Source organism: Streptomyces sp. H27-H5 (genome assembly GCF_026627505.1).
Taxonomy (GTDB): Bacteria; Actinomycetota; Actinomycetes; order Streptomycetales; family Streptomycetaceae; genus Streptomyces.
In genome coordinates this window covers 115,317-130,158 of record NZ_JAPNLK010000013.1, presented here as the reverse complement: position 1 = coordinate 130,158, position 14,842 = coordinate 115,317, and the positions used below count along the sequence as shown (strand labels likewise).

Here is a 14,842-nt window from a genome sequence, read left to right as displayed (position 1 = left end):
CACCACCTCCGACCTGGACGATCTCCTGGCCAGGCTCGACCAGCACACCGCCGATCACCCAGAAGAATCCTCCGCCGCCAAGGCCGCGTGATCAACCCCCGAAGGACTTACGACGCAGACCACTAAGTCTCAGCGGTGCGCTGCCCGGCGATGCGGAGCTTTGCATAAACCTGCGTAGATACGTATAGTCATGCCATCGATGAGGAGGTCCGATGGCGGTACGTGTAGCGGTGGCCGGAGCGAGCGGATACGCGGGCGGTGAAGTCCTGCGCCTGCTGCTCTCGCACCCCGAGGTGGAGATCGGCGCACTGACCGGCAACTCCAACGCGGGCCAATCCCTCGGCACCCTGCAACCGCACCTCGGACCGCTCACCGACCGGACCCTTGAGGCGACCACGCCCGAGGTCCTCGCCGGACACGACGTCGTCTTCCTCGCCCTGCCGCACGGCCAGTCCGCCGCCGTCGCCGCGCGGCTCGGCGAGGACGTGCTCGTCGTCGACATGGGCGCCGACCACCGGCTCAAGGACTCCGCCGACTGGGACCGGTTCTACGGCGCTCCGCACGCCGGTACCTGGCCCTACGGACTCCCCGAGCTCCCCGGCGCCCGCGCCGCGTTGGAGCGGGCCAAGCGTATCGCCGTTCCCGGCTGCTTCCCGACCGCCGTCTCGCTCGCGCTGTTCCCGGCCTACGCCGCCGGGCTCGCCGAGCCGGAGGCCGTGATCGTGGCCGCCACCGGCACCTCCGGCGCCGGCAAGGCCCTCAAGCCCCACCTGCTCGGCTCCGAGGTGATGGGCGCGGTCAGCCCGTACGGCGTGGGCGGCGGCCACCGCCACACCCCCGAGATGGTGCAGAACCTGAGCCCCCTCGCAGGCCGGCGGGTCTCGGTGTCCTTCACGCCCACCCTGGTGCCCATGGCCCGGGGCATCCTCGCCACCTGCTCCGCCAAGGCGCTCCCCGGCACCACCGCCGACACGGTCCGCGCCGCGTACGAGAAGGCCTACGCCGACGAGCCCTTCGTACGCCTCCTCCCCGAGGGACAGTGGCCCGTCACCAAGTCCGTGCACGGCTCCAACGCCGCCCACGTGCAGGTGGCGTACGACGAGTCCGCCGGGCGGATCATCGCGATCAGCGCCATCGACAACCTGACCAAGGGCACCGCCGGCGGCGCGGTGCAGAGCATGAACATCGCCCTCGGTTTCGACGAGGGCCTGGGTCTTTCCACGATCGGAGTCGCACCGTGAGCGTCACGGCAGCACAGGGATTCACGGCGGCGGGCATCGCCGCCGGAATCAAGGCGAACGGCAGCCCCGACCTGGCCCTCGTGGTCAACAACGGGCCGCGTCTGGCCGCCGCGGGCGTCTTCACCTCCAACCGCGTCAAGGCCGCACCCGTGCACTGGTCCGAGCAGGTCCTGCGCGGAGCCGCCGTCAGCGCGGTCGTCCTCAACTCCGGCGGCGCCAACGCCTGCACCGGCCCCAAGGGCTTCCAGGACACCCACGCCACGGCGGAGAAGGTCGCCGAGGCGCTCGGCGGCGAACACAACGCCGGCGAGATCGCCGTCGCCTCCACCGGCCTGATCGGCGTCCTGCTCCCCATGGACAAGCTGCTCGCCGGCGTCGACACCGCGGTCACCGCCCTCTCCGCCGACGGAGGCGAGGACGCGGCCATCGCCATCAAGACGACCGACAGCGTGCACAAGACGGCCACCGTCACCCGGGACGGCTGGACCGTCGGCGGCATGGCCAAGGGCGCGGGCATGCTCGCCCCGGGACTCGCCACCATGCTCGTCGTCCTCACCACCGACGCCGACCTGGACGGGCCCACCCTCGACAAGGCGCTGCGCGCCGCCACTCGCACCACCTTCGACCGGGTCGACTCCGACGGCTGCATGTCCACCAACGACACCGTGCTGCTGCTCGCCTCGGGCGCGTCCGCCCGGGTGCCCGCGTACGAGGACTTCGCCGAGGCCGTACGGACGGTCTGCGACGACCTCGCCCGGCAGCTCATCGGCGACGCCGAGGGCGCGAGCAAGGACATCCGCGTCGAGGTCGTCGGCGCGCTCAGCGAGGACGACGCGGTCGAGGTCGGCCGGTCCATCGCCCGCAACAACCTCCTCAAGTGCGCCCTCCACGGAGAGGACCCCAACTGGGGCCGGGTGCTCTCCGCCATCGGCACCACCCGGGCCGCCTTCGACCCAGACCGGCTGAACGTCGCCATCAACGGCGTCTGGGTGTGCCGCAACGGCTCGGTCGGCGAGGACCGCGACCTGGTCTCGATGAAGGACCGCGAGGTCCGCATCACCGCCGACCTGGCGAACGGCTCCGCGTCCGCGGTGATCTGGACCAACGACCTGACCGCCGAGTACGTCCACGAGAACAGCGCGTACAGCTCATGAGCACCGCGAGGAAGCACACCGCGCTCCCCAAGGCCGAGATCCTCATCGAGGCCCTGCCCTGGCTCACCCGCCACAACGGCAAGATCGTCGTGATCAAGTTCGGCGGCAACGCCATGATCGACGAGAACCTCAAGGCCGCCTTCGCCCAGGACGTGGTCTTCCTGCGCCAGGCCGGCCTGCGCCCCGTCGTCGTGCACGGCGGCGGACCGCAGATCAACGCCCAGCTGGACAAGCAGGGCCTGGTCAGCGAGTTCAAGGCGGGTCTGCGCGTCACCACGCCGGAGGCCATGGACGTCGTACGCATGGTGCTGGCGGGGCAGGTCCAGCGCGAGCTGGTCGGGCTGCTCAACCAGCACGGGCCGCTCGCCGTCGGCATGACCGGCGAGGACGCCCACACCATCACCGCGACCAAGCACAGCCCGCAGATCGGCGGCGAGCTCGTCGACATCGGTCGGGTCGGCGTGATCACCGCCATCGAGACGGGCGCGATCGAGGCGCTGTTGGCCGACGGCCGGATCCCGGTCATCTCCTCCATCGCGCGCAGCGCCGACGACCACCACGTCTACAACGTCAACGCCGACACGGCGGCCGCGGCCCTCGCCGCCGCCCTGGGCGCAGAGACGCTGATGGTCCTCACCGACGTCGAGGGCCTGTACGCGGACTGGCCGAACAGCGACGAGGTGATCAGCCGGCTCACCGTCGGCGAGCTGGAGAAACTGCTCCCCGAGCTGTCCAGCGGCATGGTGCCCAAGATGGAGGGCTGCCTGCACGCCGTGCGCAACGGGGTGAACACCGCCCGCGTGATCGACGGACGGGTCCAGCACTCGATCCTGTTGGAGATCTTCACCGACGAGGGAATCGGCACGATGGTCGTGCCCGACGCACAGGGAGGGGAACCCGCATGACCGGAAACCAGGAGACCGGCAACCAGCGCTTCGCCGCCCGCTGGCAGCGCACGCTGACCGACAACTACGGCACCCCGACCGTGGCCCTCGTGCGCGGCGAGGGCGCCCAGGTCTGGGACGCGGACGGCAGGCAGTACACCGACTTCGTCGGCGGCATCGCGGTCAACGCCCTGGGCCACGCGCACCCGGCGATCGTGTCGGCGGTCACCTCCCAGGTCTCCGCCCTGGGCCACGTCTCCAACCTGTACGCCTCCGGGCCGGTGTTGGAACTCGGCGAGCGACTGCTCCAGCTCTTCGACCGGCCGGGGCGGATCTTCTTCTGCAACTCCGGCGCCGAGGCCGTCGAGGGCGCCTTCAAGATCGGCCGGTTGACCGGGCGGACCCACATGGTGGCCACCGACGGCGGCTTCCACGGCCGCACCATGGGCGCCCTCGCGCTCACCGGCCAGCCCGGGAAGCAGGAGCCCTTCCTGCCCCTGCCCGGCCAGGTCACGCACGTCCCCTACGGCGACGTGGAGGCCCTGCGGGCCGCCGTCACGGAAGAGACCGCGCTGGTGATCATCGAGCCGATCCAGGGCGAGAACGGCGTCGTCGTCCCGCCCGCGGGCTACCTGACGGCCGCCCGTGAGATCACCCGGGCCACCGGGACGCTGCTCGTGCTCGACGAGGTGCAGACCGGCATCGGGCGGTGCGGCCAGTGGTTCGAGCACCAGGCCCACGAGGGCGTCGAACCCGACCTCGTCACGCTCGCGAAGGGCCTGGGCGGCGGCCTGCCGATCGGCGCCGTCGCCGCCTTCGGACCGGCTGCCGACCTGCTCCGGCCCGGCCAGCACGGCACCACCTTCGGCGGGAACCCGGTCGCCTGCGCCGCCGGACTCGCCGTGATCGACACCATCGCCGCCGACGGCCTGCTCGACCGGGTCAAGACGCGCGGCGAACGGCTGCGCTCCGGGATCGAGGGCCTGGGCCACGACCTGGTCTCCCACGTCCGCGGCGCCGGCCTCCTGCTGGGTATCGTGCTGACCGAGCCGCTCGCAGCCCTGGTGCAGCAGGCGGCTCAGGACGCCGGCTTCCTGGTGAACGCGCCCGCCCCCGACGTCGTACGGCTGATGCCCCCGTACGTACTGACGGAGGCAGAGGCGGACGCGTTCCTCCGGGCCCTGCCCGGCGTGCTCGACGCAGCCAAGGACGCAGCCAACGGGGACGGACGAACCGGGGAATGAGACGACGATGAGTCAGGCGCAGGAACACGAGCAGAACGGCCAGTCCGTCCCCCAGACCCGCACCGCACGCCACCGCCGGATCGTGGACATCCTCAACCGGCAACCGGTGCGCTCGCAGAGCCAGTTGGCCAAACTGCTCGCCGACGACGGGCTGAGCGTCACCCAGGCCACGCTCTCGCGGGACCTCGACGAGCTGGGCGCGGTGAAGATCCGCAACACGGGCGGCGAGCTGATCTACGCGGTCCCCAGCGAGGGCGGCTTCCGCACCCCGCAGGCGCCGCTCGGCGAGTCCGCGAAGGAGGAGCGCATGCGGCGCCTCTCCGGGGAACTGCTGATCTCCGCCGAGGCCTCCGCGAACCTCGTGGTCCTGCGCACCCCGCCCGGTGCGGCCCAGTTCCTCGCGTCCGCGATCGACCAGGCCGAACTCCGGGAGATCCTCGGCACCATCGCCGGCGACGACACCCTGATGCTCATCAGCCGTGATCCGGCGGGCGGCCAGGCCCTCGCCGACCACCTGCTGCGGTTGGCGCAGAAGGAGGGCTGAACCCCGCCCTACTGAGCCCCGGGCGGGTGCCTTGGGGGTCGGCGTGCGGTGGCGGCACCGGGCCACCGCAGGCCGGGCCCTCGCCGGCCTGGACGTGGACCCGTACCACTCAGCCGTCGTCACCGGCGACGCGACCGGGGCGGCCGCCGCCGAGCCGCTCCTCGACCGCCGGCAAGACCCGAAAGAGACGGCCTAGTACCGCGTCACGGCCAGCGGGCCGTCCTGTGTGCCGACCGCGATGTGCGGGCGCCGCCGGGGGTCCGCCCAGCGCAGGATCGCGCGCATCGACCGCTGCGGCACGGACACACAGCCCGCCGTCGCGCCCTTGCCGTCGACGTGCAGGAAGATGCCCGCGCCCCGGCCGCGCACCGGCCGGTCGTAGTTGAAGTCCATCACCAGCGCGTACGCGTACTGCTCGCGGTACGTGACCAGGTGCTCGGCCTCGCCCGGCGCGCAGTCGGCGGGCAGCGGCTCCACCCAGCGGTTGTAGCTGCTCGACGCGTTGTCCTGGCACCACCAGGAACGCTCGGTCACCCGCCGGTACCGGCCGCGGTACTCCGTGCCCGCGGGCGGGGCCTCGATGCCGAAGGCGTACGGCAGCCCGTACAGGCCGGCCGGGGTGGTGCTCGTGCCCTGGACCCGGGTGGCGCCCTCGGCCAGGCCGTTCGCCCCGAACCGCGCGGGGGCGCTGCCCGCCTCGTACCAGCGGCCCGCGCGCCGGTCCCACCAGGTCAGCCGGCCCGTCGTGGACCCGGCGGAAGGAGCCACGGCGACGATCAGTTGACTGCCGCCCCCGGTGTCGGCGAGTCGCGCGGGCAGGGGCGTGGGGCCGGGCCACGACAGGCTGGTGACGAACAGTGAACCGGCGAGGAGAACGGTACGCAGCACCCGTCAGACGGTACGGGCAGGAAGCGGCAGAGGCAGTGCAGGCAGGCCGTCGAGACTGGATCCGATGTGGTCCTTCTTCTCGCAGTACTCCGCGAACTCCTCGTCGGTCTTGCGGCCGAAGTACTCCGCGTGCAGGGTGTGCTCGCCCTGGTACTCCATGAGGGGGACGGCATAGCCGCACACGTCCGCGATCCGGCGGGCGTGGACCACGACGATCGCCCGCGCCGAGGGCCCGTCGGCCTCCCCGAACAGGGGGATCAGCTCGGCCCAGCGCGGATCGTCACGGAAGACCGCCTCGCCCTCGCCGTGGATGCGCACGATGTTCGGCGGACCGGAGAACGCGCACCACATCAGCGTGATGCGGCCGTTCTCCCGGACGTGGGCGACGGTCTCGGCGCCGCTCCCGCCGAAGTCGAGGTAGGCGAGGGTCTGCTCGTCGATGACGACGAGGGTCCCGGCGCGGCCCTTGGGGGAGAGGTTGACATGACCGTCCCCGGCGAGCGGCGCGGTCGCGGTGAAGAAGACCGGCTGCTCCTCGATGAACTTCCGCAGCCGGCCGTCGATCCGTTCGTGGAGTTTTCCCATGACCTGATCATCTCCCGTCGGCAACGGCGACCGCCGCGGGTTTCACTTCGTGAGACCGCGGGTGCCCACGCACGCCGGCGCGGTCTTCCTCGGCCTCGTTGCGCCGATGCCACGGGCGTTCATGCGGCACGGGCCGTTGAATAACCGCAGGCCAGGAGCGGGCAAGGGCGGTGGATTGACGAAACATACGGAGCAATGCATAATTATGCCTGTCGTTGAATGCATTGTGTCGAACACACCGTGAGGAGGCACCCGTGACCGAGCGCGTCGTACTCGCCTACTCGGGCGGTCTGGACACCTCCGTCGCCATCGGTTGGATCGCCGAGGAGACGGGTGCCGAGGTCGTCGCCGTCGCCGTGGACGTCGGCCAGGGCGGCGAGGACCTGGACGTCATCCGCAAGCGCGCCCTCGCCTGCGGTGCCGTCGAGGCCGAGGTCGTGGACGCCAAGGACGAGTTCGCCAACGAGTACTGCCTTCCGGCGATCAAGGCGAACGCCCTCTACATGGACCGCTATCCGCTGGTGTCGGCGCTGTCCCGGCCGGTCATCGTCAAGCACCTGGTGGCGGCGGCCCGCAAGCACGGCGCCTCGACCGTCGCCCACGGCTGCACCGGCAAGGGCAACGACCAGGTCCGCTTCGAGGCCGGCATCGCCGCCCTCGGCCCCGACCTGAAGTGCGTCGCCCCGGTCCGCGACTACGCGATGACCCGGGACAAGGCGATCGCCTTCTGCGAGCAGAAGAACCTCCCGATCGCGACGACCAGGAAGTCCCCGTACTCCATCGACCAGAACGTTTTCGGGCGCGCGGTCGAGACGGGGTTCCTGGAGGACATCTGGAACGCGCCGATCGAGGACATCTACGAGTACACCGCGAACCCGGCCCTCCCGCGCGAAGCCGACGAGGTCGTCATCTCCTTCAAGGAGGGCGTCCCGGTGGCCCTCGACGGCAGGCCCGTCAGCGTGCTCCAGGCCATCCGGCAGCTCAACGAGCGCGCCGGCGCCCAGGGCGTCGGCCGGATCGACATCGTCGAGGACCGCCTCGTGGGCATCAAGTCCCGTGAGGTGTACGAGGCTCCGGGCGCGATCGCGCTGATCACGGCCCACCAGGAGCTGGAGAACGTCACCGTCGAACGCGAACTGGCCCGCCACAAGCGGCAGGTCGAGCAGCGCTGGGGCGAGCTGGTGTACGACGGCCTGTGGTTCTCCCCGCTCAAGCGCGCCCTGGACGGCTTCCTCGACGAGGCCAACCGGTACGTGACCGGCGACATCCGGATGACCCTGCACGGCGGCCGCGCGGTCGTCACGGGGCGCAGGTCGGACGTGTCGCTCTACGACTTCAACCTGGCCACCTACGACTCGGGCGACACCTTCGACCAGTCCAAGGCCCAGGGGTTCATCGAGATCTTCGGCCTGTCGTCGAAGATCGCCGCACGCCGCGACCTCGCCTGAGTCCAGTCGTTGGGTCGTTGCGCAGTACGAGTTCGGCCTCCCCGACACCTCCGCGGCGGGGAGTCCGCGCACATCCGAGCATGCAGTCCTGAGGAGCAGTAGCTGTGAGCAGCAACAACGGTGGTGACGTCCGGCTCTGGGGCGGCCGGTTCGCCGACGGCCCCGCCGAGGCCCTCGCGAAACTGTCCGCGTCGGTCCACTTCGACTGGCGTCTCGCGCCGTACGACATCGCCGGTTCCCGGGCCCACGCCCGCGTCCTGCACAAGGCGGGTCTCCTGACGGCCGAGGAACTGGACCGGATGACCGACGGTCTGGACCGGCTGGAGGCCGACGTGGCCGACGGCTCCTTCGTCGGCACCATCGCCGACGAGGACGTCCACACCGCCCTGGAGCGGGGTCTCCTGGAGCGGCTCGGCGCCGACCTCGGCGGCAAGCTGCGCGCCGGCCGGTCCCGCAACGACCAGGTGGCCACCCTCTTCCGGATGTACCTGCGCGACCACGCCCGGATCGTCGGCGGCCTGATCGCGGACCTCCAGGACGCCCTGGTCGGCCTCGCCGAGACGCACGCCGACGTGGCCATGCCGGGCCGGACCCACCTCCAGCACGCGCAGCCGGTGCTGTTCGCCCACCACGTGCTGGCCCACGTGCAGTCCCTGTCCCGGGACGCCGAGCGGCTGCGCCAGTGGGACACCCGGACCGCGGTCTCCCCGTACGGCTCGGGCGCCCTGGCGGGCTCCTCGCTGGGCCTGGACCCGGAGGCGGTCGCCGCCGACCTGGGCTTCGAGCGCGGCTCGGTCGGCAACTCGATCGACGGCACCGCCTCCCGGGACTTCGTCGCCGAGTTCGCCTTCATCACCGCGATGATCGGGATCAACCTGTCCCGGATCGCGGAGGAGATCGTCATCTGGAACACGAAGGAGTTCTCCTTCGTGACCCTGCACGACGCCTTCTCCACCGGCTCGTCGATCATGCCGCAGAAGAAGAACCCGGACATCGCGGAGCTGGCGCGCGGCAAGTCGGGTCGGCTCATCGGCAACCTGACCGGCCTGCTCGCCACCCTGAAGGCCCTCCCGCTCGCCTACAACCGGGACCTCCAGGAGGACAAGGAGCCCGTCTTCGACTCCTGCGACACCCTCGAAGTCCTGCTCCCCGCCTTCACCGGCATGATGGCCACCCTCACGATCAACCGGGAGCGGATGGAGGAGCTGGCTCCGGCGGGCTTCTCCCTCGCCACCGACATCGCGGAGTGGCTGGTCAAGCAGGGTGTGCCGTTCCGGGTGGCGCACGAGGTCGCCGGCGAGTGCGTCAAGGAGTGCGAGGCGCTCGACATCGAGCTCGACGAGCTCACCGACGAGCAGTTCGCGAAGATCTCGGAGCACCTCACGCCCGAGGTGCGCACCGTCCTGAACGTCGCCGGGGCCTTGGCCTCCCGCAACGGCCGCGGCGGCACCGCCCCCTCGGCGGTGGCCACCCAGCTCACCGAGCTCAAGGCCGACCTGGTCATCCAGCACGCCTGGGCGACCCACAAGCAGTAGCCGCACCAGCGGTGGCCGCACGACAGCGGCAGCCGCACACGAAACCGGTGGCCGCACGACCCGAAGGGGGCGGCCGGAGCGGATGCTCCGGCCGCCCCCTCCGGCGTGCGCGTGCCGCGCCGCCCGTCCGCCGGTCACCCCGGCGTCCTACGCCGCCCAGTGCGCCAGCGCGTCGAAGTCGGCCCGGGTCAGCCCGATCCGCTCGTCGATCCGCATCAGCAGGGTGCGCGCCGGGTGGCGCTGGTCGACGTACTCCCGGTCCATCGCGGTGATGTCGTCGTCGATCCACGCGAAGGGCCGCTCCGCGGCGTACTCCAGCACGTACTGCGTCTTCCAGAAGGTGCCGCGTGGCGCCCGGCCGTGCATCTGCGGCCAGTCGATGTACGGGAGCCGGGGCAGCCCCAGGTGGGGGCCTATCCAGTCGTTGGCCTCGTCCTTCCACGTCGTCGCCCAGACCAGTTCGTAGGACTCCGCCAGGGCGCGCAGTTCCGCTCCGTGGTCGGGGTTCAGCCAGACCCGCAGGGGCTTCGGGCTCTCGGCCTCGGTCCAGCCCGTGGGGCGCATGCGGTGGGTGCCGTAGCCCCGGGGGCGGCTCTGCGGCTTGGCCGCGTAGGGGTTCAGCGGGCCGTCGACGTCGATCAACAGCAGGGGTCGGTTGCTCGGGTTCATCTCGGCAGGATTCCTTTCGCCGCCCGCCCGGGCAGCTGCTTTTCCGGCCGATGAGACAAAGATGTCTCATTCGGGTTATGGTTGTCTCATGGCCATGGATCGTGACCAGGTGCTCCGCGATGCGGCGGCCCTGCTCTCCCGCAAATCGACCGCGACGATGGACGAGGTCGCCCGCGCCGCCGGAATCGGCCGCGCGACCCTCCACCGGCACTTCGCCGGGCGCGACGTCCTCGTACGGGCCCTGGAGGATCTGGGGATCCGCGAGTTCGAGGTGGCGTTCGACAACGCCCGCCTCGGCGAGGACACGGCCGTCGACGCGCTCAAGCGACTCGTCGCCGAGGTCGAGCCCAACGCCCAACTGCTGGCCTTCCTCGTCACCGAGAACCAACTGTTCGAGGGCGACGAGGTCAACGTGGGCTGGGCGCGGCTCGACGCCCGCGTGAGCGCCCTCTTCCGGCGCGGCCAGGAAGAGGGGGACATCAGGATCGACCTGAGCCCCGCGTGGCTCACCGAGGCCCTCTACGGGCTGGTCGGCACCTGCGCCTGGGCCGTCATGGACGGCCGGGTCGCGGCCAAGGACTTTCAGCACATGATCATCGAGCTGCTGCTCGGTGGCGCACGACGGAGCGTGGAGAAATGAGTCGTACCGAAGAGCTGAGCAGGCGGACGGGGACGGAGGGACAGAGCCGAGGACGCTGGCCGGCGCTCTCCGTGCTCGTCCTGGCCGTGCTGCTGGTCGCGGTCGACGCCACCGTACTCGGCCTCGCCACCCCCGCCCTCAGTGAAGACCTCAAGCCGTCCGGCACCCAACTGCTGTGGATCGGCGACATCTACTCCTTCGTCATCGCCGGCCTGCTCGTCTCCATGGGCTCCCTCGGCGACCGCATCGGCCGCAAGAAGCTGCTGCTCATCGGCGCCACGGCCTTCGGCGCCGTCTCCGTGCTCAACGCGTACGCGAGCAGCCCCGAGATGATGATCGTGGCCCGCGCGCTGCTCGGCGTCGCCGGCGCCACCCTGATGCCGTCCACCCTCGCGCTGATCCGCAACATCTTCCACGACCCCAAGGAGCGCAGCCTCGCCATCGGCATCTGGGGCGCCACCGCCTCGGCCGGCGCGGCCGTCGGTCCCGTCGTCGGCGGAGCGCTGCTCCAGCACTTCTGGTGGGGCTCGGTCTTCCTCATCAACCTCCCCGTGATGATCGTCCTGGTCATCGTCGGCAGCAAGCTGCTGCCCGAGTCCAAGAACCCGGTCGCCGGGCCCTGGGACCTGATCAGCGTCGGCCTCTCCCTCGTCGGCATCATCGCCGTCGTCTACGCCGTCAAGGAAGCCGCCACCCACGGACCCTCGTGGGAGGCCGCGGGCATCGCCGTCCTCGGCATCGGGACGCTCTACGCCTTCGTGCGCCGCCAGTTCACGCTGACCGCGCCGCTGCTCGACATGCGGCTGTTCAAGCACCGCGGCTTCTCCGGCGCGGTCCTTGCCGACCTGCTCACCGTCTTCGGACTGTCCGGCCTGGTGTTCTTCCTGTCCCAGTTCCTCCAGCTCGTCCAGGGGCGCGAACCGCTGGAGGCGGGTCTGGCGGAGCTGCCCGCCGCGATCGGCGCCGTGGCCACGGGTCTGCTCGCGGGCCGGTACGCCCGCAAGTACTCGGTACGGGTACTGGTCAGCGGTGGCCTCGCCGCCATCGGCGCGGCCCTGGCCGTCCTGACCGTGATCCACAAGGAGACCGGCTACCCGCTGCTCGGCGCGGCCCTGCTCGTCGTCGGCCTCGGCGCGGGCTTCTCCTTCACGGCCACCGCCGACGTCATCCTGTCCAGCGTCCCCAAGGAGCAGGCCGGTTCCGCCTCGGCCGTCTCCGAGACCGCGTACGAACTCGGCGCCGCCCTCGGCATCGCCCTGCTCGGCTCCATCGTCACCGGCGTCTACCAGAGCTTCAACGCCCCGGCGTCCGTCTCCGGCCCGGTCGCCGACGCGGCACACGAATCGCTCGGCGGCGCCGTCGAAGCGACCAAGTCGCTGGACCCGGAGACCGCCCGGACGATGGTCGACGCGGCGCAGGTCGCCTTCGTGGACGGACTGCGACTCGCCTCCGGCGTCGGCGCGGCCGTCCTGCTGGCCACCGCCGTGGCCGCCTGGTTCCTGCTCAAGGGGCAGAAGCTCCAGGACGGGATCGAGCACTGATCTCGATGTCCTGACCCACCCAAGGAGCGGTGTCCCGCGCACGGTTGACAGTCCGTCGACGCACGGGACACCATCCCGGCGATGGAGATCGACGAGTTGACGCCGGCCGAGCGCCGCGTATGGGACGCCTTCCCGCGCGGCGAAGGCGTCGACTTCAGGCCGTCGCCCGACGAGGACTCCTCGGACGGCGGCTCCTGGGGGCCCGAGCGGACCCTGCGCGCCGAGGTGATCACCGCCCTGGTGCTGAGCGGGGCCCCGGCCGCCGGCCAGGTGCCGGGACTCAACGTCAGGGGCGCCCGGATCACCGGCAAGCTGGACCTCAAGTACGCGGTCGTACCGTACGGGATCCGCCTGCGGGGCTGCTGGTTCGAACGCAAGCCCCTCGTCCACGGCGCCCAACTGCGCGCCCTCGTCCTGTCCGACTCGACGCTGCCCGGCCTGACCGGCGCCACCGTGAGCGTCGACGTCGCGCTGCGACTGTCCTGCTGCCGGATCACCGGGCCCGTCCGCCTCCAGGGCGCCCGCATATCCGGCGGCCTCTTCATCCGTCGGGCGGTCCTCGGGAACCCGGACGCGCCCGACGGACAGGATCCGGACGAGGAACCGCTGCTCCAGATCAACCACGCCCAGATCGCCACCGACGTCATCGCCATGGACCTCACCGTCCACGGCCAGACCCGCGTCAACGGCGCCGTCGTCGGCGGCCAGGTCAACCTGGACGGCGCCCGCCTGTTCGCCCCCGGCGGCACCGCCCTGCACGCCGAGAACCTGACCGTCGGAACCGACCTGCGGGCCATGCGCATGGAGGCCCGGGGCCGGGTCAACCTCACCGGAGCCCGCATCCCGGGTCAGCTCAACTTCGCCCACGCCCGGTTCGTCAACCCCGGCGGCGTCGCCCTGCGCGCGTCGAGCTGCGCGATCGGGGAGGTCTGGCTGCGGTCCTGCCCGAGGCTCCAGGGCGACGTCAACCTGCGCCGCTCCACCTTCGACCTGCTCCACATCGAGCCCGACACCTGGCCGGAGCGGATCCGCGTCGACGGCCTGACCTACCGCACCCTCGCCCCGCACCTGCCGGCCGAGCAACGGCTGCCCGCCCTGGAGCGCGAGCAGTCCGGGTACCTTCCGTACGCCTACGAGCAGCTCTCCGCGGCCTACCGCACGGTCGGCGACGAACTCGCGGCCCGGACCGTCCAACTCGCCAAGCTCCGCCGACACCGGCGCACCCAGCCGCGGCACGCCCGCCTCTGGGGGCTGCTCCAGGACGGCACCGTCGGCTACGGATACCGGCCGATGCGGGCGGCGGGCTGGCTGCTGGCCCTGCTGCTCACGGGCTGGATCGCATACGGGCTGGAGCCGCCGCCGGCGCTCAAGGCGGACGAGGCCCCGCAGTTCAACGCGGTGTTCTACACGATCGACCTGATGCTGCCGATCATCGGATTCGGGCAGGAGGGCGCCTTCGCACCACGAGGCTGGTACCAGTGGCTGTCGTACGTGCTCATCGTGACCGGCTGGATCCTCGCCACGACCACCGCGGCGGGCGTCAGCCGGTCCCTGCGCCGCCAGTAGCGGCGGCGCGGCGGACGATCAGGCGGCCTTCGCCTTGGTGGCGTACATGTCCACGTACTCCTGGCCGGACAGGCGCATGACCTCGGCCATCACCGAGTCGGTGACGGCGCGCAGCACGTAGCGGTCGCGGTCCATGCCCTCGTACCGGGAGAACTCCATCGGCTCACCGAAGCGCAGGGTGACCCGCCCCGGGCGGGGCATGCCCTTGCCGCCGGGCTGGAGCTTGTCCGTGCCGATCATCGCGAACGGGACCACGGGCGCGCCCGTCATCAGGGTCAGACGGGCGATGCCGGTGCGGCCGCGGTAGAGCCGGCCGTCGGGGGAGCGGGTGCCCTCGGGGTAGATGCCGAAGATCTTGCCCTCTTCGAGGATCCGGCGACCGGTCATCAGGGCCGCGACCCCGCCGTTGGCACCGTCGCGGTCCACCGGGATCATGCCGGAGCCGGTGAAGAACCAGGCCATCACGCGACCCTTGAGGCCCGTGCCCGTCACGTACTCGTCCTTGCCGATGAAGTGCACCGTCCGGTCGCACACCAGGGGCAGGATCATCGAGTCGATGAAGGTGAGGTGGTTGCCCGCCAGGATCACCGCCCCGGTGCCCGGAATGTTCTCGATGCCCTCCACCTTGGTGCGGAACATCAGCCGCATGACGGGTCCGACGGTGGCCTTGATGAGCGCGGTACGGAACAACGTGAGCCCTCCGGCATCGAAACGCGGGTTTCGCACCACACAGTGGTAGTGCAGGTGAGGACGATACTCGCGGGTCATCACTGATCGCACATCGGGTTCACGTGTCGGATACGCAGTGTTGACGCGCGTTCGCGCCAAGTTCGGCCAGCCGGCCCCTCCGGGCCATCGACCGCTGCCTACCATCGGCACGCCGATTCGGGCCGTCTGACACCG

The 14,842-nt window shown here is 71.1% G+C and carries 15 protein-coding genes; 11 read left to right on the top strand and 4 right to left on the bottom strand.

The genetic code is table 11. The annotated features are described in order from the left end of the window. Positions 1-212: 212 nt before the first annotated feature. From argC to OTB19_RS09050, 6 genes are read left to right on the top strand one after another with little or no spacing between them, the layout of a single operon-like run. The gene (gene argC, locus OTB19_RS09075) at positions 213-1,241 is read left to right on the top strand and encodes an N-acetyl-gamma-glutamyl-phosphate reductase (protein WP_267797524.1); all 1,029 of its coding nucleotides are present in this window, start codon (positions 213-215) and stop codon (positions 1,239-1,241) included. Continuing rightward, positions 1,238-2,395, top strand: a complete 1,158-nt coding sequence (gene argJ, locus OTB19_RS09070; RefSeq protein WP_267797523.1) for a bifunctional glutamate N-acetyltransferase/amino-acid acetyltransferase ArgJ — start codon at positions 1,238-1,240, stop codon at positions 2,393-2,395. The genes argC and argJ overlap by 4 nt, the downstream gene beginning before the upstream one ends. Next, positions 2,392-3,300, top strand: a complete 909-nt coding sequence (argB, locus tag OTB19_RS09065) for an acetylglutamate kinase (RefSeq protein ID WP_267797522.1) — start codon at positions 2,392-2,394, stop codon at positions 3,298-3,300. Before argJ ends, argB begins: the two co-directional genes overlap by 4 nt. Beyond that, positions 3,297-4,523 carry an acetylornithine transaminase gene (locus OTB19_RS09060; protein ID WP_267797521.1) on the top strand — a complete coding sequence of 409 codons (1,227 nt, stop codon included), beginning with the start codon at positions 3,297-3,299 and terminating at the stop codon, positions 4,521-4,523. Before argB ends, OTB19_RS09060 begins: the two co-directional genes overlap by 4 nt. Before the next feature lie 7 nt (positions 4,524-4,530). Next, on the top strand, positions 4,531-5,067 hold the full coding sequence (locus OTB19_RS09055; protein ID WP_053681932.1) for an arginine repressor: 537 nt from the start codon (positions 4,531-4,533) through the stop codon (positions 5,065-5,067). Between the two features lie 43 nt (positions 5,068-5,110). Then, positions 5,111-5,263 (top strand): hypothetical protein, encoded by a 153-nt coding sequence (locus OTB19_RS09050; RefSeq protein ID WP_267797520.1) that lies wholly within the window; start codon positions 5,111-5,113, stop codon positions 5,261-5,263. Here the strand turns inward: OTB19_RS09050 and OTB19_RS09045 are convergent. Together OTB19_RS09045 and OTB19_RS09040 are read right to left on the bottom strand one after the other, a co-directional pair. Beyond that, positions 5,260-5,955 (bottom strand): L,D-transpeptidase family protein, encoded by a 696-nt coding sequence (locus tag OTB19_RS09045; protein ID WP_420716812.1) that lies wholly within the window; start codon positions 5,953-5,955, stop codon positions 5,260-5,262. The genes OTB19_RS09050 and OTB19_RS09045 overlap by 4 nt on opposite strands. 3 nt (positions 5,956-5,958) lie before the next feature. Next, positions 5,959-6,540 carry a pyridoxamine 5'-phosphate oxidase family protein gene (locus tag OTB19_RS09040; RefSeq protein ID WP_267797519.1) on the bottom strand — a complete coding sequence of 194 codons (582 nt, stop codon included), beginning with the start codon at positions 6,538-6,540 and terminating at the stop codon, positions 5,959-5,961. 254 nt (positions 6,541-6,794) lie between these two features. On the opposite strand from OTB19_RS09040, the gene OTB19_RS09035 reads away from it, so the two are divergent. Both OTB19_RS09035 and argH read left to right on the top strand, forming a co-directional pair. Beyond that, positions 6,795-7,988, top strand: a complete 1,194-nt coding sequence (locus OTB19_RS09035) for an argininosuccinate synthase (protein ID WP_267797518.1) — start codon at positions 6,795-6,797, stop codon at positions 7,986-7,988. A 104-nt stretch (positions 7,989-8,092) separates the two neighbouring features. Beyond that, positions 8,093-9,523 (top strand): argininosuccinate lyase, encoded by a 1,431-nt coding sequence (gene argH / locus OTB19_RS09030; RefSeq protein ID WP_267797517.1) that lies wholly within the window; start codon positions 8,093-8,095, stop codon positions 9,521-9,523. Positions 9,524-9,670: 147 nt separating this feature from the next. Here the strand turns inward: argH and OTB19_RS09025 are convergent, their stop codons facing one another. After that, complete coding sequence (locus tag OTB19_RS09025; protein ID WP_267797516.1) at positions 9,671-10,192, bottom strand: HAD domain-containing protein; 522 nt, start codon at positions 10,190-10,192, stop codon at positions 9,671-9,673. A gap of 88 nt (positions 10,193-10,280) precedes the next feature. Between OTB19_RS09025 and OTB19_RS09020 the strand changes: the two genes are divergently transcribed. From OTB19_RS09020 to OTB19_RS09010, 3 genes are all read left to right on the top strand, one after another. Then, positions 10,281-10,832, top strand: coding sequence for a TetR/AcrR family transcriptional regulator (locus OTB19_RS09020; protein WP_267797515.1), 552 nt, complete (start codon positions 10,281-10,283; stop codon positions 10,830-10,832). Further along, positions 10,829-12,373 carry an MFS transporter gene (locus tag OTB19_RS09015; RefSeq protein ID WP_267797514.1) on the top strand — a complete coding sequence of 515 codons (1,545 nt, stop codon included), beginning with the start codon at positions 10,829-10,831 and terminating at the stop codon, positions 12,371-12,373. The genes OTB19_RS09020 and OTB19_RS09015 overlap by 4 nt, the downstream gene beginning before the upstream one ends. Positions 12,374-12,454: 81 nt before the next feature. Next, positions 12,455-13,939, top strand: a complete 1,485-nt coding sequence (locus tag OTB19_RS09010) for a membrane-associated oxidoreductase (RefSeq protein WP_267797513.1) — start codon at positions 12,455-12,457, stop codon at positions 13,937-13,939. 18 nt (positions 13,940-13,957) lie between these two features. Here OTB19_RS09010 and OTB19_RS09005 read toward each other — a convergent pair whose 3' ends face one another. Beyond that, positions 13,958-14,707: a lysophospholipid acyltransferase family protein gene (locus OTB19_RS09005; protein WP_267797512.1), complete on the bottom strand. Its 750-nt coding sequence runs from the start codon at positions 14,705-14,707 to the stop codon at positions 13,958-13,960. Between the last annotated feature and the right edge of the window lie 135 nt (positions 14,708-14,842).